22 protein-coding genes and 1 riboswitch are annotated in these 18,800 nt (G+C 42.8%); of the genes, 6 read left to right on the top strand and 16 right to left on the bottom strand.

Annotated elements, in window-relative coordinates; all coding sequences use genetic code 11:
- The first annotated feature begins 121 nt into the window (after positions 1–121).
- The gene (locus tag LF822_RS09915; protein ID WP_253923869.1) at positions 122–664 is read left to right on the top strand and encodes a flavodoxin family protein; all 543 of its coding nucleotides are present in this window, start codon (positions 122–124) and stop codon (positions 662–664) included.
- 38 nt (positions 665–702) lie between these two features.
- Here the strand turns inward: LF822_RS09915 and LF822_RS09910 are convergent, their stop codons facing one another.
- The 5 genes from LF822_RS09910 to LF822_RS09890 all read right to left on the bottom strand — a co-directional run bounded on the left by LF822_RS09910 (position 703) and on the right by LF822_RS09890 (position 5,499).
- A complete protein-coding gene (locus tag LF822_RS09910) occupies positions 703–1,686 on the bottom strand; it encodes a phosphotransferase enzyme family protein (RefSeq protein ID WP_253923868.1) in 984 nt (327 codons plus the stop codon).
- Complete coding sequence (locus LF822_RS09905) at positions 1,676–1,795, bottom strand: SEC-C metal-binding domain-containing protein (RefSeq protein WP_371925875.1); 120 nt, start codon at positions 1,793–1,795, stop codon at positions 1,676–1,678. Before LF822_RS09905 ends, LF822_RS09910 begins: the two co-directional genes overlap by 11 nt.
- Positions 1,788–2,822: a hypothetical protein gene (locus LF822_RS09900; protein ID WP_253923867.1), complete on the bottom strand. Its 1,035-nt coding sequence runs from the start codon at positions 2,820–2,822 to the stop codon at positions 1,788–1,790. The genes LF822_RS09905 and LF822_RS09900 overlap by 8 nt, the downstream gene beginning before the upstream one ends.
- 110 nt (positions 2,823–2,932) lie before the next feature.
- Complete coding sequence (locus tag LF822_RS09895; protein WP_253923866.1) at positions 2,933–4,042, bottom strand: 5-methyltetrahydropteroyltriglutamate--homocysteine S-methyltransferase; 1,110 nt, start codon at positions 4,040–4,042, stop codon at positions 2,933–2,935.
- Between the two features lie 290 nt (positions 4,043–4,332).
- Entirely contained in the window at positions 4,333–5,499 is a 1,167-nt protein-coding gene (locus LF822_RS09890; RefSeq protein WP_253923865.1) for an alpha-hydroxy-acid oxidizing protein, read from the bottom strand.
- Positions 5,500–5,688: 189 nt separating this feature from the next.
- On the opposite strand from LF822_RS09890, the gene desA reads away from it, so the two are divergent.
- The 3 genes from desA to LF822_RS09875 all read left to right on the top strand — a co-directional run bounded on the left by desA (position 5,689) and on the right by LF822_RS09875 (position 8,559).
- Positions 5,689–6,696, top strand: a complete 1,008-nt coding sequence (desA, locus tag LF822_RS09885) for a Delta(5) desaturase DesA (RefSeq protein WP_253923864.1) — start codon at positions 5,689–5,691, stop codon at positions 6,694–6,696.
- 130 nt (positions 6,697–6,826) lie between these two features.
- On the top strand, positions 6,827–7,963 hold the full coding sequence (locus tag LF822_RS09880) for a sensor histidine kinase (protein ID WP_253923863.1): 1,137 nt from the start codon (positions 6,827–6,829) through the stop codon (positions 7,961–7,963).
- The gene (locus LF822_RS09875; protein ID WP_253923862.1) at positions 7,960–8,559 is read left to right on the top strand and encodes a response regulator transcription factor; all 600 of its coding nucleotides are present in this window, start codon (positions 7,960–7,962) and stop codon (positions 8,557–8,559) included. Before LF822_RS09880 ends, LF822_RS09875 begins: the two co-directional genes overlap by 4 nt.
- 48 nt (positions 8,560–8,607) lie before the next feature.
- Here LF822_RS09875 and LF822_RS09870 read toward each other — a convergent pair whose 3' ends face one another.
- The 7 genes from LF822_RS09870 to LF822_RS09840 form a co-directional block, all read right to left on the bottom strand.
- Positions 8,608–9,870: a M48 family metallopeptidase gene (locus tag LF822_RS09870; protein ID WP_253923861.1), complete on the bottom strand. Its 1,263-nt coding sequence runs from the start codon at positions 9,868–9,870 to the stop codon at positions 8,608–8,610.
- Between the two features lie 210 nt (positions 9,871–10,080).
- A complete protein-coding gene (locus LF822_RS09865) occupies positions 10,081–10,629 on the bottom strand; it encodes a P-loop nucleotide/nucleoside kinase family protein (protein WP_253923860.1) in 549 nt (182 codons plus the stop codon).
- Between the two features lie 262 nt (positions 10,630–10,891).
- A complete protein-coding gene (locus tag LF822_RS09860) occupies positions 10,892–11,728 on the bottom strand; it encodes a YihY/virulence factor BrkB family protein (RefSeq protein ID WP_253923859.1) in 837 nt (278 codons plus the stop codon).
- Positions 11,729–11,834: 106 nt separating this feature from the next.
- Positions 11,835–12,098, bottom strand: coding sequence for a DUF3006 family protein (locus LF822_RS09855; RefSeq protein ID WP_253923858.1), 264 nt, complete (start codon positions 12,096–12,098; stop codon positions 11,835–11,837).
- Positions 12,099–12,102: 4 nt separating this feature from the next.
- Positions 12,103–13,482 (bottom strand): MBL fold metallo-hydrolase, encoded by a 1,380-nt coding sequence (locus LF822_RS09850; protein ID WP_253923857.1) that lies wholly within the window; start codon positions 13,480–13,482, stop codon positions 12,103–12,105.
- Between the two features lie 206 nt (positions 13,483–13,688).
- Complete coding sequence (locus LF822_RS09845; RefSeq protein WP_253923856.1) at positions 13,689–13,868, bottom strand: hypothetical protein; 180 nt, start codon at positions 13,866–13,868, stop codon at positions 13,689–13,691.
- 140 nt (positions 13,869–14,008) lie between these two features.
- Entirely contained in the window at positions 14,009–15,058 is a 1,050-nt protein-coding gene (locus LF822_RS09840; protein WP_253923855.1) for a homocysteine S-methyltransferase family protein, read from the bottom strand.
- An 85-nt stretch (positions 15,059–15,143) separates the two neighbouring features.
- A riboswitch (SAM riboswitch) is annotated at positions 15,144–15,255 on the bottom strand.
- A gap of 115 nt (positions 15,256–15,370) precedes the next feature.
- On the opposite strand from LF822_RS09840, the gene LF822_RS09835 reads away from it, so the two are divergent.
- On the top strand, positions 15,371–15,742 hold the full coding sequence (locus LF822_RS09835) for a DoxX family protein (protein WP_253923854.1): 372 nt from the start codon (positions 15,371–15,373) through the stop codon (positions 15,740–15,742).
- A gap of 31 nt (positions 15,743–15,773) precedes the next feature.
- Here LF822_RS09835 and LF822_RS09830 read toward each other — a convergent pair whose 3' ends face one another.
- Positions 15,774–16,946, bottom strand: coding sequence for a TraB/GumN family protein (locus LF822_RS09830; protein WP_253923853.1), 1,173 nt, complete (start codon positions 16,944–16,946; stop codon positions 15,774–15,776).
- 251 nt (positions 16,947–17,197) lie between these two features.
- On the opposite strand from LF822_RS09830, the gene LF822_RS09825 reads away from it, so the two are divergent.
- Positions 17,198–17,473 (top strand): hypothetical protein, encoded by a 276-nt coding sequence (locus LF822_RS09825; protein WP_253923852.1) that lies wholly within the window; start codon positions 17,198–17,200, stop codon positions 17,471–17,473.
- Between the two features lie 48 nt (positions 17,474–17,521).
- Here the strand turns inward: LF822_RS09825 and LF822_RS09820 are convergent, their stop codons facing one another.
- Genes LF822_RS09820 through qoxC form a run of 3 tightly spaced genes read right to left on the bottom strand, consistent with a single transcriptional unit; the run spans position 17,522 to position 18,799 of the window.
- Entirely contained in the window at positions 17,522–17,746 is a 225-nt protein-coding gene (locus LF822_RS09820; protein ID WP_253923851.1) for a hypothetical protein, read from the bottom strand.
- Between the two features lie 53 nt (positions 17,747–17,799).
- Positions 17,800–18,192, bottom strand: coding sequence for a cytochrome aa3 quinol oxidase subunit IV (gene qoxD / locus LF822_RS09815; protein ID WP_253923850.1), 393 nt, complete (start codon positions 18,190–18,192; stop codon positions 17,800–17,802).
- Position 18,193: 1 nt separating this feature from the next.
- Positions 18,194–18,799, bottom strand: a complete 606-nt coding sequence (qoxC, locus tag LF822_RS09810) for a cytochrome aa3 quinol oxidase subunit III (RefSeq protein ID WP_253923849.1) — start codon at positions 18,797–18,799, stop codon at positions 18,194–18,196.
- Between the last annotated feature and the right edge of the window lies 1 nt (position 18,800).

Below are 18,800 nucleotides of genomic sequence, written 5' to 3'. Positions count from 1 at the left end.
ATCTTCCCGTTTTCTTTATATATCGGTATCTTAGGGACATCTTTTAGGAGAGTCACAAAAGTGTCATAAGCCGGAGGATTCATGTATGCTTATTATACATTTATTGCAAGGAGGAAGACCAATGAGTACGATTGTCATTCATGGCTCTACACGCGAGAACGGCAACACAGAATACTTAGCTCACCAGGCCGTACCAGAGCAGCACACTACCCACATTTACTTAAGAAACTATCACATTGAAGCTATTAAAGATGAGCGGCACTCGGAAGAAGGCTTTAAGAAAATTGAAGATGACCACCACACGATAATTGATCAAATGCTGAACCATGATGTCATTATTTTTGCCACCCCTATTTATTGGTACAGCATGTCCGGTTTAATGAAAAACTTTATTGACCGTTTTTCGCAGGTGGTAAGAGAACCAGGATACGAAACATTTAAAGAAGACCTGCAAAGTAAACAAGTCTATGTCATTGCAGCAGGCGGTGACAACCCTGGAATTAAAGGTCTTCCTCTAATCCAGCAGTTCGAGTATATTCTCCAGTTTTTTGGAAGCTCGCTTGATGGCTATTTAATAGGAAAAGCAGGCAGACCCGGAGATATAAAAAATGATTCAAAAGCTTTATCTGAAGCACGAATGTTAAAGGAAAAGCTGAGCCTGTAATTACTAAGGAGAAGGTCACTTCAGCAGCGACCTTCTCCTTAGCATGAACTCCATATTCTATCGTATGACAAATCAGCAATCGGACGCTGCTTCACTAACCGTTCCCGAATCCCTTGAAGAAGCTGTTTTTCATCTCTTTTCAGGGCAGGGATTTCCCATTTCTTATGCAGCACGGAGTAAAGTGTATAATCACGAAGCTTTAAAAACAGAGGAACCGTTCTAAGTATATCCTGTGTTAAAGAGTGCTTGCTGCTATACCCTTCAAGGAAGGAAATAAACAACTCTTCCATCTCTTCATTCCTTAAATTCCCGTTAGACCACATAGAATAATAGACGGGTACCGCTAAATCATGAGCAAAATAAAAATAGCAGCTGTCATCAAAGTCAAACGGATGTATGATGTCACCTTCAAGGAAAAAGTTACCTTGATGCAAATCGGCGTGAATTAACCCGAATGTTTCCTTATTTTCAGGCAGGGAACCAATTTGCTGCTTCAGCCTTTGGCCCGCCTCTATAATTTCCCGGTCCTTCTGTAGGTCTAAATATAGCTGGAAATCGAGAAGCTCGTCTTCATCCCATCGCTTTCTGCGATTCTTTGGATTGTAAGTTATCACAGCGTTGTGCATCTGCCCTGTAATAGAGCCCCAACGTTTAAATAAAGTTGTATCTCCACTCTTGATCTGCGCCCTTTTGCCGGGAGCTTTGTGAAAAAGGCATACATAGAAAGCAGACTTCTCTGCAGGGATTTCTTCCACAAAGTGACCAGCAGCTGAGCGCTTACATAGAGATGCGGGAATGCCTTTTACGTATAAGTCATTCACCCACTCCACTTCGGCTTCAATTTCCTGCTTCTTTCGATGAGAGGAGTGCGTAATCCTTAGAATCATAGGTTTACCTTTGTGCATCACTTCATATACATAATTTTCAAAGCTTCCCACTTTCTTAATCATTTTCACATTAAATCTATGCGCAGCATCGTCTAACACTTCATCTGTGAAAATCCGGTCCACCTCAAGCTCCATACAAGCCCTCCCTCGACTCGCAGCATTTTTTATATTTCTTCCCACTGCCGCAGGTACATGGTTCATTACGTCCCACTTTAACCTTTTTCACAATCGGCCGGTTATTCATTAAATCGGAAATATCCTTCCCGCTCTTCTGCTTCGTTTTTCCACAGCATGAGGTCCGGATGCTCTCTATTCATGACCTTAAAATAAGTATAGGCCGTTTCATCCATGTCCACCATTCCTGTAAATTCACCTTTTTCCATAAAGGACTCCACTTCAGGAATGCTTTCCTCTGAGAAATGAAGACACATGGACTCTGCAATAAGCTCCCGGGGCTCCAGTTCATCAATATCTTCATATAATCTTCGAAGTGTAGATAAAGCATAATCCGTCTTTGTTTCCCCAAGCACCCCTATAGGATAAATAAAATCTTCTTCAAAACAGAGGGGGTATAGCTCATCTGCTACAATGTCGGTTTGAAAATGATTAAGGGTATCAGCAGCTTCTTCGAGTAATAAATCATTATTACTCGTAAGCAGCTCCGCAAGCATAGGAACATACCGATCTTCTCTAAAATAACGAAAAGCATATACATGGAATAACCCATTTACATTCATGTCAGGGGCATTTACACTTTCTTTCACTTTCTCAAATGACTCTTCAGCCGTCAGCCATTCTTTCTCAACGAGACGGTCCACTACCCGTTTTCCTTTGGCAAGCAAACTTGGCGAAGGGTTGTCCGCCATTTCATTAAGAAGGTCAGTATAGACCGTATTAAGTTCATCTCTATGATCCGCATTCCTTATCCGCTCAAGGAACGCCCAATCTTCTTCATGAATATAAGGCTCAAGCTGCTGCCGGTATTCAAACAGCTTCTCTAATTTAATTTGTTCAATGAAGCGATTATAATGATTGGAAACCTGAAGGCATTTCAAAAGCTCTCGAATAGATTCATCACCAAGTGTCACTTTCTCTGTATTAGCTAAAACTGACGTCTGCCGTGCGTCTGATTTCCTGCTCTGCCTCAGCAGCTCAGCCATCATTTTGTCCGGAACATGAGGATAATCACTGATCGAATATAAAATGACTCGAAACACCGTCTCATCTTCAGTATTTATCTGCTCTTTTATTCGATGCAAAAATGAATTCATAATTTTCCCTCCGTTTTATACACGCTTTTCTTGATCATAACATTTTTACTTATAATTTTTCCCAAGAAAAAATCCAGAGAAAGGCATTTCCTTTCTCTGGATCAATATTTTTATTGCGTTTCCCATACTTCTTCTTCAATTTCTACAACGTGGCGTATTTTTGCCCACTGCTCGTCCTCGGTTAAGATATTGCCTTCTTCCGTAGAAGCAAATCCGCACTGAGGGCTTAAACAGAGCTGATCTTTAGAAACATATGACGCTGCCTCTTCTATCCGTTCTTTTACCCGTTCTTTATCCTCAAGCTCCGGATATTTAGAAGTAATTAAACCGAGCACAACCTTCAAGTCTTTGCGTTTTACGTGCTTTAGAGGCTCTAGTCCGCCGGAACGATCGTCATCATATTCCAGGAAAAGACCGTCTACTTCTAATTCATCAAACAACGTTCTGGAGATAGCATCGTAGCCACCCTCCGCCGAATACGTAGAGCGGAAGTTCCCTCGGCAGATGTGCATCGTAATGACCATATCTTCTGGACGATCGGCAATCGATTCATTAATTGCCTGTACAAATAAAGACCGAAGCTTCTCCGGCTCCTGTCCACGTTCTTCAATTTGCTTTAATCCTTTCTCCGAGAAGAAAACAGCCCACGAGGTGTCATCCAGCTGCAAATAGCGGCAGCCTTTATCATAAAACGCTTGAATGGCCTTCTTATATGCTTTAGTTAAATCCTCCAGCAGGACTTCTTCATTGGAATACACTTCACGATCAATGTTTCCTCTAAAGAAAAGCATGTTTGGACTGGGAATCGTAAATTTAGGCACGTGTTCCTCTCCTACAATGGAATGAAGAAACTCATAGTCTTCCAGCATCGGATGGCTGTCAAAATCAACACGGTCAAAAACTCGTACAGAATGAGCTTTCGTTTTCACCCCGCTGAATTGGATTCCCTCTTCCGGCTCATACCCTTCAACACCGACTAACCCTTCTAAAAAGTCAAAGTGCCACCATGAGCGGCGCAAGTCTCCATCTGTGATCGATGTTAAACCCGCCTGCTTTTGTTTTTCGACTAGTTTAATAATCTCTTCATCCTCAATATTTCGAAGCTCTACGCCTGAAATTTTCCCTTTCTCCTTTTGAATACGTGCTTCTTTAATACGTTCAGGGCGGAGAAAACTGCCTACATGATCTGCTGTGAATGGGGCTTTTTTCGTTAGTGCCAATTATATCTCTCCTTTAATAAGTAAAAAGCCTCTTCTGTAAATAAGAAGAGACTAGTGTATTTCATACCTCGTCTTCTTATCTTTCAAGCTTTCCGGCCTGCAGGGTGGAGCAGCTTGTCCTTCACAGGCTGCTCAGGGACCAAACTCTCCACCTCACTTGATAAGAAATTTTATTTTTTATCGTAACAATTTTCCAACAAAAAGAAAAGAGTTACCTATGGCTTGCAGTTGAAAACACCTTCCTATGCTTCTAATTTCAACTAAAGAAAAGACTGACTTGCTCACCTGTTTTAATTAGCCCCTTTCAAAATAGAACGATTCAGAGCACGAACCGATGTCTCACCCGCTAACGCCATCGTTAAATCAACATCAGCCAGCAGGTTTTGCAAAACTTCCCGCACACCTGTTTCACCGGCTGCTGCGAGTCCATACATACATGGCCGACCTATTAATACAGCATCTGCTCCTAAAGAGAGAGCTTTAATTACGTCAGCTCCCCGCCTGATCCCCCCATCGAATAGAACAGGAATTTGATGGTGAAGCACTTCGCATATATCAACTAATGCATCAAGTGCCCCAATGGCTCCGTCCACCTGCCGGCCGCCATGGTTGGACACGATAATTCCATCCATTCCCTGCTCCACAGCCATTTGTGCGTCATCTGGATGGAGAACGCCTTTCAATACTATAGGAAGGCTCGTCTGCTCTTTAATGAAGCTTAGATCCGACCATGTTAAACTAGGGTTACCGAATGTTTTAGTCCAATGCATAATCGTAGCGGCAGGATCCTCTTTCGGTGAATGAGTCAATTTAGAGCAAAAGGCAGGATCGGATAAATAATTGCCTACCCCCTCCCCCGCAAGAAAAGGCAGGTATACATTTTTCAAATCAAATTCACGCCAGGCCATCATCGGAGTATCAAGCGTGACTACGACAGCTGAGTAGCCTGCCTTTTCAGCACGCTTAAGAAAGCTGGCCGTTACTTCCGGGTCACGATTCCAATATAACTGAAACCATTTGGGGGCATCTCCCATTACCTTTGCGATCTCTTCCATAGGCGCCGTAGAAGCAGAGCTCGCAATATAAGGAACACCCATAGCAGCCGCTGCTTTTGCTGAAGCAATCTCTCCGTCAGGATGGATAATAGACTGTACACCTATAGGAGCATGCATCAACGGAGACTCATATGTTTCACCGAAAAGCATAACGGTTAAATCCCTATTCTCCACATTACGCAGCATACGTGGTACTATTTTCCATTGATTGAAGGCTTCACGATTGGCCTCCATTGTTTGTTCTCCGCCAGCCCCGCCGGCTACATAATAATAAGGCCCGTCCTCCAGCACTTGACGAGCACGTTCCTTCCATTCCTCATAGATGACCGGAAGCCTGTCAGGATCTGGGTCTGACATGTTTTGATAGACTTTAAACTGGACCTCGTTACCGATATTAGCCATACTATCTCTCCTTATTTCATTGCTGTTTATTTCCATCTTATCACAAATAAAGAAACCGCTTACATATAAAGCAGCCCTTTATACATGACAAATGTCATGCTCTCCACGTGACGTTTATGTCTTACACCTTTCGCTCCAATCTTCTATGCTTAGAAAAGTGATCAAATGAACGTATAAGGAGTCCTTATTATGAGTCAGCATAAACAACGAGAGTTAAAAAAGAATGTTGCATCTTTCGCGAAACCTAATAATTCAGTTGGAATACGCCAATTAATTAATACGCTGGTTCCCTTTTTCCTGCTTTGGTTTGCCGCATACCAAAGTCTGGCAGTATCTGTGTGGCTTGCTGTTCCATTAGCAATGCTCGCCGGCGGGTTTGTGATCCGCATTTTTATCATTTTCCATGACTGCACGCACATGTCCTTTTTTAAAAATCAAAAAGCCAACCGAATCGTCGGAACGATTACCGGTATTATTACGCTGTTCCCTTTTGAAAAGTGGAAACGTGATCACTCGATTCACCATGCCACGAGCAGCAATCTGGATAAACGAGGGACAGGAGACGTCTGGGTTATGACGGTTGAAGAGTATATTGAAGCTTCTGTGTGGAAGCGGTTAGCTTACCGTCTTTACCGTAACCCTCTGGTAATGTTTGGGTTGGGTCCTCTGTATTTATTTTGTATATCCAACCGTTTTAACCGAAAAGGCGTAAAGCGTAAAGAACGCTGGAACACTCATGTAACGAATGTGTCCATTGCCGCAATTTATGCCCTGTTGATTTGGGCGATCGGCTGGCAGGCCTTCCTCATCATCCAGCTGCCGATTCTATATGTATCCGGTGTGCTCGGTATTTGGTTGTTTTACGTCCAACACCAGTTTGAAGATTCCTATTTTGAAGATGAATCCGAGTGGGACTTTGTGAAAGCCGCTGTTGATGGAAGTTCTTATTATAAGCTGCCGAAAATTCTTCAATGGGTTTCAGGCAGTATCGGTTACCACCACGTCCATCATTTAAGCCCGAGAGTACCGAACTATAAATTGGAGGAAGCTCATGAGTCAACGCCTCCTCTGCAGAAAGCAACAACGATTACACTGCTATCAAGCTTAAAATCAATCCGGTTCCGACTGTATGACACGGCAAACAAGACGTTTGTCAGTTTTAAAGAAGTTAAGCCGCGCCTTCAGAAATCAATCTAAGGTTGAATGAGTAAGGACGAGCTGTAAGGATAAATAGTTAAACCTTAAGAAACCCTATTTATACGGAATAGGGTTTCTTTTGGTAGAATATAACCAATGAAGTTAAAAAGACGGCGTAAAGGAGAAACTTATGCAGAACTGGTATCAAATCATTCCTAAAAATACGGGGTTAAGCTCTTACATATGGATCATTTTTTGTTTACTGCCCTTCTTCTTTATATTTCGTTCTTCCTCGGTAACTGAAATTATTTTCGGATTCTTTATGATCATTCTTTTTTTCCTTTCTTACCGTCTTTCATTTATTTCAAACAGCAGGATGGTCTATGTGTGGGTCAGTATTGAAATGGCTATCAGTATTACAATGACGCTGTTGTTCGGCTATATTTATTTTGCTTTGTTTCTGGCTTTTTTCATAGGTAATATCCAGCGGCTGAGCGGGTTCCTTACTTTATATATCGTCCATCTCGTAACGACTGCCGGAACCATTGCTCTCGTCTTCTTCATGCAGAATGAAGCCCTGTTTCCCCAGCTTCCTTTTGTCATTATCTGTCTGATAGGAGTCATTCTGCTGCCGTTTACCATGTACTACAGAATTAAACGCGAAAAGCTTGAAGGTGAACTGGAAGATGCCAATGAGAAAATTTCACAGCTCAAAGTAATTGAGGAAAGAGAAAGAATCGCCCGCGACTTACATGATACACTTGGCCAGAAACTTTCCTTGATCGGATTGAAGAGTGATCTGGCCGGGAAATTAATTCATAAGAATCCCACTGCCGCACAGAATGAAATTCACGACATTCGACAAACGGCTAGAACTGCTTTAAAAGAAGTGCGGGAAATGGTCTCTAACATGAGAGGTGCCAGACTCGAGGATGAATTGCTGCGAGTGCAGCAGATCCTGCAGGCTGCGGAAATAAAACTGCATACGGAAGGCAGTCCCGAATTCGGCCAGACGCCTCTTCTTGTTGAGAATGTGCTCAGCATGTGCTTAAAAGAAGCTGTTACAAATGTTGTGAAGCACAGTCAAGCTTCCAACTGCCGCATCATCATCGATCAGCCGCCGGATGAAGTCGTGCTGCGAATCAGTGATGACGGTACCGGCCTATCCGAGCGGAATATTTCACTGAGTGGTCACGGGCTTCAAGGCATGCGTGAGCGGCTGGAGTTCGTGAACGGCAGCCTGGAATTGACATCCAATCACGGGACGACTCTGACGATCCGTGTACCCAAGGTCATTCAACAGTCAAAACAGGAGGAATTGAAATGATACGTGTAGTCATTGCAGAAGACCAGCGTATGCTCTTAGGGGCTCTTGGTTCCCTGCTTGATTTAGAAGAAGATATGGAAGTAGCAGGAACAGCAAAGAACGGCGAAGAAGCATGTGACCTCGTGCTGCAGCTGAATCCTGATATTTGTATTATGGACATTGAAATGCCTGTAAAGAGCGGCCTCGATGCTGCTGAAGAATTAAAGGACCACCCATGCAAAATCATTATTTTAACGACGTTTGCCCGTGCAGGATATTTTGAACGCGCGCAGAAAGCAGGGGTAAGCGGCTACTTATTAAAAGACAGTCCGAGTGAAGACCTTGCCAATTCCATTCGTACGATTATGAATGGAAAGAGAATTTTTGCACCGGAATTAGTGGATATGGCGTTCGGTAATGAAAATCCGTTAACAGAGCGGGAGAAACAGGTAGTAGAGCTGATCGCAGATGGAAAAAACACGAAGGAAATTGCCAGACAGCTCTACATTACAACCGGAACGGTCCGCAACTATATCTCGGTTATTTTAGATAAGCTTGAAGTAAGCAACCGAATTGAAGCTGTCTCACGTGTGAAGGAAAAAGGATGGTTTAAATAACGCGGCAGAAAAAGCAGCCTTAGGGATCTCTCCCCCGGCTGCTTTTTCTTATTCTTCACTTTCATGTTCTTCAAGCATAACGATCCGCTCCATCATTGTCGGATGCCCGTATCGGAAGAACTTCACAAGGGCCGGCGGGTTTACTTCACTGCGCCCATTAATCGTCAGTTCTTGAAAGGAGCCGATCGCTGCTTCCCGGTCCGGCATCATCTCGATTGCATATTTATCTGCTGCCCGCTCTGCCTGACGGGAAACAGCTGACTCTGCCGGCGCCGAAACTATTGACAGCAAGGATAACAATAAGAAAAGAACAGGAAGGGAGGTAATCTCAGAAACACTCTTAATCCCAAACTCCCGACCCCACTTATTAATAACTACATGTAGTAGACGGTAGGTTATATACAGGCCAACTAGACTCGATAAAATCACTCCGGCCAGATTCATATACAAATGGTTCATCACATAATGGCCGATTTCATGAGCCATAATAAACAATGTTTCATTTTCATCAAGCTCATTAAGAGTCGTGTCCCACAATACAATGCGCAAATTAGAACCAATGCCGTTGACATAGGCATTCATAGCATTGGTTTTCTCCGACATGTCCACTTCAAAGACACGATCGGCAGGAATGTCTGCTTCATGGGCCAGGGCCAGAATTTTTTCTTCCAGTTCCGGGTTCTTTAATTCGGTAAACTCGTTGTATAACGGATCAATCAGTACGGGCTGGATATACATCATAAATGTAAAAAAAGGAATGAGCAGCAGCCAGGCATACAGCCACCACCGTTTCTGTGCTTTTTTGATCAAAAGGTAAAGAACGGTAATTAATAGTGCCATAATAAAAAAACCGATCCAGAAGCTCATTAACTCATCTCTCATCCAGCTGGAAAAACTCTGCGTTGATATTCCATATTGAGAGGACAAACGATAACCAATGAAATCAAGCGGAAAGCTGATAACCCATACAACGGTGGAGAGCAGTAATACAAAGATCGGAATGTTAATGAAAGAAAATCGGGAAACTCGTTCACCAAAGCTTTTAAAAATAGGAGACCAGCCAAATACGAGGACAGCTATGTAAATAAGAATTTCAAATGGCAGCCCAATAAAGTAGAGAAGATTACGATACCTGGAATATTCCTGGCTGAGGGCGATTTCCTGGGCCGACATAAAAGTAACTGGATCAGCTGCCGTGCCTCTGTACGCTTCAGGAACCCCCGCACTCGTCCAGTGGAACAAGTACAAATAAACTAAAAGCACGTAAATCGGAAACAATATTATCGTCGTGAGGACTAAGCGCTTCTTCATTTTATTTCCCCCGCCTGTTTTTATACTTTCTATTACTTGTACGAGCTCTTTCCTTATTTATACCACTTTTTATAAAGAAAAATGAGTCCTTCTTGTAAAAAAGGAAGAACTGGCGATGTAAGTAGTTCATTTATATAATACCCCAAAATGCTCAGAGCATTTTTTGAGCTTTTTCATTAAAGGTCCCGTTTATTTAACTTTTGGCTCACATCATATAGTGAGTAAAAATGATTTCTCTTCAATTACAGATTTTATTGTTGAAACACATCGTTCGATTGATTGATGTGTTGTATCAATAATATTGGATTCATAGCTGCCTAATTTGTTAAATTGATTCCACATTTTTTCTACCAATTCGATATTGCCATCTTCGTCCAATTGGGCACGATTCACTGCGCGTTTCATAGTTTCTTCTTTTGTCGCTCTTAAAATAATGTAATGGACTTCATAATTATCTTGTACGACTTTTAACAACTGCTTTAAGTACCAAGGACCCACTATTCCATCTATAATCACATCGTACCCACCACGTGCAAAACGTTTTGCAGCTTCCAAAAAAGCTTCGATAACAATTAAGTTTTGTTCTTGTGATTCCGGTAAAATTGGAAGGATTGCCCCTTTTTGAATATAGTTATAAAAATCATCCGTGTGCATATGTACTGATTTTGGTAAATTAGACTCTTTAGCAAGAATAGAGGCCGTTGCACTTTTACCAGTCCCTGGCGAACCAGTAATGATAATAATCCTGCCTTGTTTCATTTCTGTTATTCCTCCTTTCTCCTTCATTTCGGAATGATGCCTCAATAGGTCATGTTTAAATGGCTGTTTTGTGGATTAATTTTCAAAACAATCTTATTTCAGAATACTGCTTTTTCATGGAATCCTCTCAACCCCTCAGTGGTTCATCCCTGTATAAAAAAACGGGTTGAATCTTTAAGATTCAATACCCGATTTTTTATGTTGATTCGGTTATTTCTCACGATACTGAGCTGGTTTACTCCAGACACGCACCTGCTATTAACTACGCTACTTCCTGCGCCCGCCGCTTCTTCCTCCGGTGACGGACCACATTAATCTCTGCTCCAATCATTAAGATCATGCCCGTAGCGAAGAACCAAAGCATTAGGATAATGATCCCCCCAAGGCTTCCATACGTCGCCGAATAATTCGCAAAGTTACTTACGTAAAAGGAGAAAAGCAGGGAAAATAACTGCCATAGCACTGCTGTAATCAGAGCTCCCGGAAGAATTTCTTTAAAAGGTAATGTCTTATCGGGTGCGAAACGATACAGGGCCATTAACGTCCCTGCCATAACTACAATACTTACTACCCAGCGCAGGATTTGAAAGAGGATCACTGTCTGTTCTGGCAGATTTAATAAATCTCTTAACATTGTTATAATGACATCCCCAAAAATAGGGAGAGCCAGGGCTACTGCGATCGCAACAATCATTCCAACAGTAAGTAGAATGGACAAGAGACGTACTTTAATAAAGGAACGAGTCTCTTCCACATTATAGGCAATGTTGGAGGCTTGAATGAATGCGTTCACCCCGCTTGAAGCAGACCATAACGTACCAAGAATACCGATCGTTAACAAGCCGCCGTTCGGCTGTTCGACCAGCTCGACGATATTTTCCTGAAAAATATCCGTGGCTTCCCCCGGTACAACGTTCTGAACGAAGCTCATGGCTTCTTCAGCACTTATGTTTAAATACGGTAATAATGATAATAGCAAAATGACTAATGGAAAGATCGCTAATAAATAATAGTAAGCCTGTGCAGCGCCAAGCAGCGGCACATTATCTTTCTGAAATTCTGAGAAGACTTCCTTCCCATAGTTGATAATCTTCTTCATAACAAGGGACCTCCTAAACCTGTGGTATAGGACTATCCCCTCTCAGCTGCTTTTTCTAACCTATGTTCGAAAAATAAACGAGATCAATCAGCCGCGTTAAAGATATTCATTTACGCTTAAACCGGCTCCCCCTGCTGTTTCTCTTCAAGTTCCTTCTTTTACTTTTCACCTTTTCCAGCTGGGCAGCAGCTGCTTCAGGATCACGAGTAATGGAGATAATTTTATCCCCCTGTAGAGTGACCTCGAACCAGTCATGCACCTTACTTCCTTCAGGCAGCCTCTCTTTGTCAACGATATACTCTCTGTTCGTCTCTTCCACCAGCAGGACTGCATGACGGTCTTCTTCCAAACGATCATATACAGCTTTCATCGTTTTATCCTCCTGTACAAGCTATTCCCTGCGCTTTTATTTCATCAATACGGGCAGGGCCAATGCCGTCGATTTTGGTTAAGTCGTCAACAGAATCATAAGGTCGTAACTCAACTAAATCCTCAGCACGTGCCGGCCCGATTTGAGTGATTTCCTGTACCTCTTCCACAGAAGCACTGTTAATATCTACACAATCACCTGCTGGTTCGGTATCTTCCCGCTCCTCTTCTTCCTCTTCGGAAGCATCCGGTTCACCTTCTGAAGGACCGCTTTGAGGTGATGCGGTTCCATCTTCGTTCGTGGCCACATCATAGCTTTCTCCATCTGTTGTTACTTCAATCGTGCCGTGTACATCTGTTCCGTAGAGGTCAATGCCAGCCTCCTGAACCCGCTCGACGACTTCCGTGCTGGGGTGGCCATACTGATTGTCTTCCCCGGCACTGTATATCGCCGTTTCCGGCCCTACTTCATCTAAAAAAGTTTGACTGGTGGAAGTAGAGGATCCATGATGACCTAATTGCAGTATTTCGGCATCTACACTTGAAGCTCCCTGCATCATCTGCGCTTCGTCCTCAGCCTCAGCATCCCCGGTGAAAACGAAGTCAACCTCACCGTAGCTCATTTTAAATGAGATGGACTCTCTATTTGTATCTCCTGTAAGTGTCTCCGGGTAAAGCAGATCAATCGTTAACGGACCAATATTATAAGTTTCTCCTGCTCTTGGTTCAACATAATCCGTGCCATTACTCTCAATCGATTCGAGAACTCTATCATAAGTTTCTGAGGTGCTTTCATTACCAGACATCCAAACTTCACCCACATTAAACTGGTCCACCACGCGATCCAGCTGGCCGATATGATCGGCGTCCGGGTGTGTTCCGATAGCAATGTCGATTTGATCAATATTTTCACTATGTAAGTAATTAATTACCCGATCATCATTCCAGTTCCCTGCATCTATTAAGATATTAATAGGCTGACCTTGATCTTCAAACTCAACCAGCGCAGCGTCCGCCTGACCCACATCAATATAGTGCGCCGTCAAATCAGAAGACAACGACTCTTTCTCAATATCTTTTTCCTTTTCTTTCTTAACCTCTGATTCCTCTACTGTTTCCCCATCAGATTCTACATTATTGTCTTTGGAACCTGAAGACTCGTCTGCCTCTTCCCTCTGCTCTTCAGACTCATTCTCTTTTTCGTCTGCACTATCTCCCTCATCTTCTTCAGCATCACCTTTCTTCTCTGACTTCTGTTCTTCTTGAGATTCCTCGGTCTCCTTATTGTCTTGATCATCAGCTGTGTCCATCGAGCTTTCTCCACAGCCGGCCATGAATACAATCAAGAGTGCGCTGAAAAAAACTAAAATTGAATTTTTGAACATACCGAACCTCCTATTCCTATCATTTTATCATAGAAAAAACCTTATTTTGCCCAGTAAAAAGAGTCAATTTTTGCAAATCGTATAGTGATATATACAAACCAGTCTCTTCTTTGGTGAATAGAATACTAGAGAAAGGGGGGCTTACTATGTTCTGGGAGCATGACTTCAAACGTCGTCACCACCACGATGACAGATTAGATTTTTTTTCAAGAAAATGTTGTGAAAAAAAAGAAAAACCAAAATGCAAATGTCAATGTAAATGCTATTGCTGTTTTAAATTCGAACAAAAATTCGAAAAACATCACGATTCCTGTGGATGCGGCAGACACTTCGACAAATTTTAGTAAACCCAAAGCACCTGGTTCAATACCTGGTGCTTCTTTCATGCAATCGGGGCACCTCGACGCCTCCTGCACCTGGTGATGCTTTTTATGGGCGAATAAAAATTTTTATGGGTTTTTACATGAATTTACGGGCGATTCCATTAAAAAACCGCCTCCCTGTCGTAAGGAGACGGCTGCAATAATTATGCTTTCGTACGGTAAGAAGTCATGTGATCCTGCAGCGTATTATCAGATCCAAACAAGAAGTGCTTTTTCATGTCTGGTGAATACGTGGAGTTTACAGCCTTGCGTCCGACCGTTTCTGCTACCTCACGCAGCATGCTCGGCGAGGCTCCACAGCATAGTCCGAAGTAGTTAACACCGCTGCTTTGAGCATCCTTCGCCCATTGGGCCAGCTCATAGCGGTTGCAATACAGCGGATCCAGGGAAGTCGGGAATGTTGTTTCCGTTGGTAAACTGCACGAACATCCACCGTCCGGAAGGTTAAAGAATGTAGGATGTTCCTCAGATGTACGATACGGAATCGGCAGTGCACCTACGTAGCCGTTTACGTTCTGGGTAATTTTTTCAATATAAGGCTGCATAGTTGCCGGTCCTCTAAAGCAGTTCATGCCTACTACCAGTGCGCCTGCCTCTTCAAGCAGACGACATCCTTCCTCCACGCTATACCCATCGCGGAGGACGTTTTCGCCCATCAATCCAAACGTAATAACTGCAGGCAGACCCTGCTTTTGAATTTCCTCAAGAGCGATTTGTGCTTCCTCGTAATAATAGAATGTTTCCCCATTTACGAAATCAACATCTTCTTCTTTACACCACTTCACCATTTCAGCAAACATTTCACGTACTGTTTGCTTTGAATCTGCATCATCGGGATTAAATAAGTTCGTATTTGAAATGTTCCCAGCGACAAGTGCTTCCTCTTCCGGGTGCTCCTGCGCTACTTCTCTAGCTAAACGAATAGCCTGACGGTTTAACGGTTCAAGCAAATCCTCTTTGCCGATAATACGCATCTTCTCACGATGGGCATTATACGTAAATGCCAGCACTACATCTGACCCTGACAGCATATAATCACGGTACGTCTGCTTTAAGGCCTCTGGATTATCAAGGGCTACTTCAGGAACAAACGATCCCGCCTGCAAATAACCTCTTCTTTCAAGCTCAAATAAATATCCTTCCCCACAAATCACTGGTCCGTCCTTCAACCGCTGCTCTAAACTACGCTTCATTCTGCTCATCCTTCCATGATTTATTAAAATTACATAAAAAAATCCCTCTTAATAAGAAGAGGGATTTTGTGTGTGCGTCCGACTCCTCTTATCTTTCAGACCATTTCAATCTGTAGGAATTGGCACCTTTTTCAAGTGTTGCTTGAAAGGTTGCCGGGCATCATAGGGCCTAGTCCCTCTGCCACTCTAAATAAGAGATTTATATGTAATTATTCCCGTATTATAAACACTCGACCCACTTCTCGTCAACCGTTTTTTGAATATTTCCTGCACTTGTCCTCATACATTAAATAAAAAAGGAGGACAAACCCAATGGATCGTTCGTTTCAAATCCTAAAATTTTTGAAATTCACGGTAGCTTTTGTATTTATTACTTCTGGTTTAATGAAGGTTGTCAACAGTGAACTGGCTGATTATTTCACAAGCCTGCCTCTTCCCTATCCTGTGGAAACAATGTATACCGTAGCCTGGGTCGAAATTGGAGGAGGTCTTTTACTACTTTTTAATAAATACTTAAAACCGGCATTGCTGGCCCTTATAGTGGTTATGGCCGGCGCACTTCTATTAACCAAAGTACCCGCGCTTCACGGAGGCTTTGTTCATGCATTGTTTAGTGCAAGACTCGACATTGTTATGCTCGTACTGCTGATTGTCCTTTACCGCAATCGAGTGTTGACGACATAAGAAAACCGCCCCTGAAAGAAGGCGGCATAGCTTATAAATTTTCCAAAAATACCCGAAGCACATCCGCCCCCCCAATCAACGTACCAAGGGAGCTTCCGACATTTGAGAGGACAATAATCAAAAGTATACGGGTGACCCGGTTATCCCAGAAACCTTTTAAAGACGAGGCATCATCAGATAAATTCTCAAAATCCTTCACATTAGGACGTCTGAAATAAGCTTGAACAATTCCAGCAAACCAGCCAGCTGCAATGAGCGGGTTTAATGAAGTAATTGGAGCTGCAACAAAAGCCGTCAATACAGCCAGCGGGTGGCCGAGTGCGGCTGCCGCCCCAATAGCAGAGAACGATCCATTCCACAGGATCCAGCTGATCGTCTGCTGAGTTCCTGCGGCCGGGTTGGTCATAAAGGTATAGACAATAATCCCAATAATAATAAGAGGGATGGTCCAGCCAATTATTTTTGGTGCTTTGGATTTAGGCGGCCGCTTTGTTAATTTATCTAAGTTATGCTCATTATGAATTTCCTTTTTCACCCCGGGAATGTGGGCAGCGCCGAGAACGGCAACTATTTTTTCACCGGGTGCTTCTTTAATTTTCTGGGCTAAATATTGATCCCGCTCATCAATTAACGGCTTCTTCAAACGAGGGAAATGTCTCGTTAAATCTTGAAGCATGGAATCCAGCATATCCTTTGATTTTAATTTTTCGAGTTCATCTTCAGAAATAGTTTCACTGCTGAATATGCTCATTACAATCTGCATGAGGAGCTTAGCCTTACCCCACGCCCCTAAATTACCCCAGATTCGGGCAAATGTGATTTGAATATTACGGTCTGCAAGCACAAGTGTGGCGCCAGCTTCGTCAGCCGACTCGATGCCCTGAATCATCTCCTGACCCGGCTTGATGCCCATTTGTTTAGCCATGCGCTTCTGAAACGAAGAAATAACCATGTTCATGAGAAGCAAGGTCGCTTTCTTTTGCTTAATCACACTAAAAATATCGGTATCCTGCCACCTGCTCCCTTCTTTAATGGATTGATACCGCTGTTGGTCGAGCTCTACACATACAGAATCAGGCTTTTCATGTTCAATCACTTCTTTTACCTGATCTGCACTCTTCCTGGACACGTGAGCTGTACCGATTAGAATCAATTCTTTATTATCTAAGAAAATTCTCGTTATATTTTCATCATTTATAGACATGTGGACCTTCCTTTTGTGTAATCTATCCATTTCTTTAATGTTAACTGCTACTTACCATCTTAAACCACATCGAGTCAAAAGAGAATATTTCTGCCAATTAAAAGGTTATTCCCCCTCTATTATGGGTAAATTAAAAATAATCCAGTAAAACTTGTGAACATTATGTGTCATTTACGAGAACTTTTTGTTACAATAATAGTAAGTTAAAAGAATGCGCTTACATCTAAATCCTTAAAAGGAGTTGTGTTTACATGGATGTTGTAATGATTTTCCTTATGCTTTCCACGCTCACACCTTTCTTGTTTATTAAATTGAAGAAAATGCCTCTGGCCATTGTTCAGTCTGTTCTGTTAGTAGGAATGTGGATGTACTACTTCCAGGCTGTCTTTAATACAGCACCGGCGACTTTTTCACCGCTGTGGATCATTTTCTACGCAGGCTTGTTTGTCTCACAAATCGCATGGATTATGTTTATCATTTACGTAGTAAGCACGCAGGAAGCCAAACTGAAGAAGAGCTATCAATAAAAGAAAAAATCCCGCTGCCTACTGGAGGAAGCGGGATTTTTTATGCATTTATTGCTCTGCTGAACGTTTCTGTTCATGCACTAATTGAATCATCGCCTGCGAAAAGGCTGCAGCCGCCAGAACGTATAATAAAAGCTTAGGCGTATAGGCTGAATATAAAGCTCCCCATAGGGACAAAGCCGTCAACAATATGCAAAACATATATCCAATCACATGCTTTTGAGAAAACGCTGATGCCGTATGACTTTCCTGGTTGTAGAGTTTCTCATTCATTTGCAATTTCATCACCACCATAACTTGTTATATACGCTCAGACCACCGGCAGATTAATGTCCTTCGTGCTCTCCCTCATCATGCTGTTCCTGACCATCATCTTCCTGCTGCTCGTGCTGTTGATGATCGTCTCCATCATGATCATGAGTAAATCCAAAGGACATAACAAATAGTGAACCGGCAACAATAATAGCTGCTAAGACGGCGCCGTGGAACATCATATTCCATGGTACATGGCCGTTCTGACTTTTAAATTCTACGACGTGCATAAACATAAACAGCTGGATGCCCGCCTGGATTACAGCAAGAATCATTATTCCTGAAATAATCCACGTTGTAGACAGGTTAGATCCCAGCGCTGCCCACGTAGCTAAAAGGGTCAAGGCAATTGACAAAACAAAACCGACGACGTGCTGCATAGGAATTCGTTTATTATGCTCTGCCATATTAAACCACCATCCCTATTAAATAAACACTAGTGAAAATAAAGATCCACACGACGTCCAGGAAGTGCCAGTATAACCCGATTACAAAGAATTTCCGGCTGGTTCTCGGGGTTAACCCGCGCTTCGCTACTTGAATAAGCAGCAGGATCGCCCAGCCGATCCCCAGCGTGACGTGCAACCCATGAGTTCCTGCCAGAGTAAAGAAGGCTGACCAGAAAGCACTTGACTGCATGGTCGCTCCTTCATGGGTGTAGTGAATAAATTCATATATTTCAAATCCAAGGAAGCCGAGACCTAGAAGTAACGTAATCATCATCCAAATAAGAAGTCCTTTTACCGATCCTCTTCTCATTTCATGGATCGCAAGTCCACATGTGAAACTACTCGTTAATAAAAGGAACGTCATGATCAGTACGATACCCGGCTCGAACAACTCGCCTGGAGGTGTAGAATCAGCGGTTCTTCCAAACAATACAGCATACGTGGCAAAGAGAGTCGAGAACAACACGATTTCTGCCGCTAAGAAGATCCAGAATCCCATAATTGTCATTTGACCTTCCTGGGTTCTATATTCCAAAGGGCCTGTTTTCAGTTCATGAGAACTCATA

Origin of the sequence: Halobacillus sp. A5, from assembly GCF_024189315.1 — a bacterium.
Taxonomy (GTDB): Bacteria; Bacillota; Bacilli; order Bacillales; family Halobacillaceae; genus Halobacillus_A.
This window is presented reverse-complemented; position numbering and strand designations above follow the sequence as displayed.

What these genes read in the sequence shown, in the direction of transcription:
- LF822_RS09850 (WP_253923857.1), bottom strand. Translation starts at nt 13,482, where the DNA reads ATGTTCAAAAATTCAATTTTAGTTTTTTTCAGCGCACTCTTGATTGTA.
- LF822_RS09820 (WP_253923851.1), bottom strand. Translation starts at nt 17,746, where the DNA reads ATGAATGAGAAACTCTACAACCAGGAAAGTCATACGGCATCAGCGTTT.
- LF822_RS09890 (WP_253923865.1), bottom strand. Translation starts at nt 5,499, where the DNA reads ATGGCTAATATCGGTAACGAGGTCCAGTTTAAAGTCTATCAAAACATG.
- LF822_RS09880 (WP_253923863.1), top strand. Translation starts at nt 6,827, where the DNA reads ATGCAGAACTGGTATCAAATCATTCCTAAAAATACGGGGTTAAGCTCT.
- desA (WP_253923864.1), top strand. Translation starts at nt 5,689, where the DNA reads ATGAGTCAGCATAAACAACGAGAGTTAAAAAAGAATGTTGCATCTTTC.
- LF822_RS09845 (WP_253923856.1), bottom strand. Translation starts at nt 13,868, where the DNA reads ATGAAAGAAGCACCAGGTATTGAACCAGGTGCTTTGGGTTTACTAAAA.
- LF822_RS09870 (WP_253923861.1), bottom strand. Translation starts at nt 9,870, where the DNA reads ATGAAGAAGCGCTTAGTCCTCACGACGATAATATTGTTTCCGATTTAC.
- LF822_RS09905 (WP_371925875.1), bottom strand. Translation starts at nt 1,795, where the DNA reads ATGAATAACCGGCCGATTGTGAAAAAGGTTAAAGTGGGACGTAATGAA.
- LF822_RS09825 (WP_253923852.1), top strand. Translation starts at nt 17,198, where the DNA reads ATGGATGTTGTAATGATTTTCCTTATGCTTTCCACGCTCACACCTTTC.
- LF822_RS09835 (WP_253923854.1), top strand. Translation starts at nt 15,371, where the DNA reads ATGGATCGTTCGTTTCAAATCCTAAAATTTTTGAAATTCACGGTAGCT.
- qoxC (WP_253923849.1), bottom strand. Translation starts at nt 18,799, where the DNA reads ATGAGTTCTCATGAACTGAAAACAGGCCCTTTGGAATATAGAACCCAG.
- LF822_RS09915 (WP_253923869.1), top strand. Translation starts at nt 122, where the DNA reads ATGAGTACGATTGTCATTCATGGCTCTACACGCGAGAACGGCAACACA.
- LF822_RS09840 (WP_253923855.1), bottom strand. Translation starts at nt 15,058, where the DNA reads ATGAAGCGTAGTTTAGAGCAGCGGTTGAAGGACGGACCAGTGATTTGT.
- qoxD (WP_253923850.1), bottom strand. Translation starts at nt 18,192, where the DNA reads ATGGCAGAGCATAATAAACGAATTCCTATGCAGCACGTCGTCGGTTTT.
- LF822_RS09900 (WP_253923867.1), bottom strand. Translation starts at nt 2,822, where the DNA reads ATGAATTCATTTTTGCATCGAATAAAAGAGCAGATAAATACTGAAGAT.
- LF822_RS09875 (WP_253923862.1), top strand. Translation starts at nt 7,960, where the DNA reads ATGATACGTGTAGTCATTGCAGAAGACCAGCGTATGCTCTTAGGGGCT.
- LF822_RS09860 (WP_253923859.1), bottom strand. Translation starts at nt 11,728, where the DNA reads ATGAAGAAGATTATCAACTATGGGAAGGAAGTCTTCTCAGAATTTCAG.
- LF822_RS09855 (WP_253923858.1), bottom strand. Translation starts at nt 12,098, where the DNA reads ATGAAAGCTGTATATGATCGTTTGGAAGAAGACCGTCATGCAGTCCTG.
- LF822_RS09910 (WP_253923868.1), bottom strand. Translation starts at nt 1,686, where the DNA reads ATGGAGCTTGAGGTGGACCGGATTTTCACAGATGAAGTGTTAGACGAT.
- LF822_RS09865 (WP_253923860.1), bottom strand. Translation starts at nt 10,629, where the DNA reads ATGAAACAAGGCAGGATTATTATCATTACTGGTTCGCCAGGGACTGGT.
- LF822_RS09830 (WP_253923853.1), bottom strand. Translation starts at nt 16,946, where the DNA reads ATGTCTATAAATGATGAAAATATAACGAGAATTTTCTTAGATAATAAA.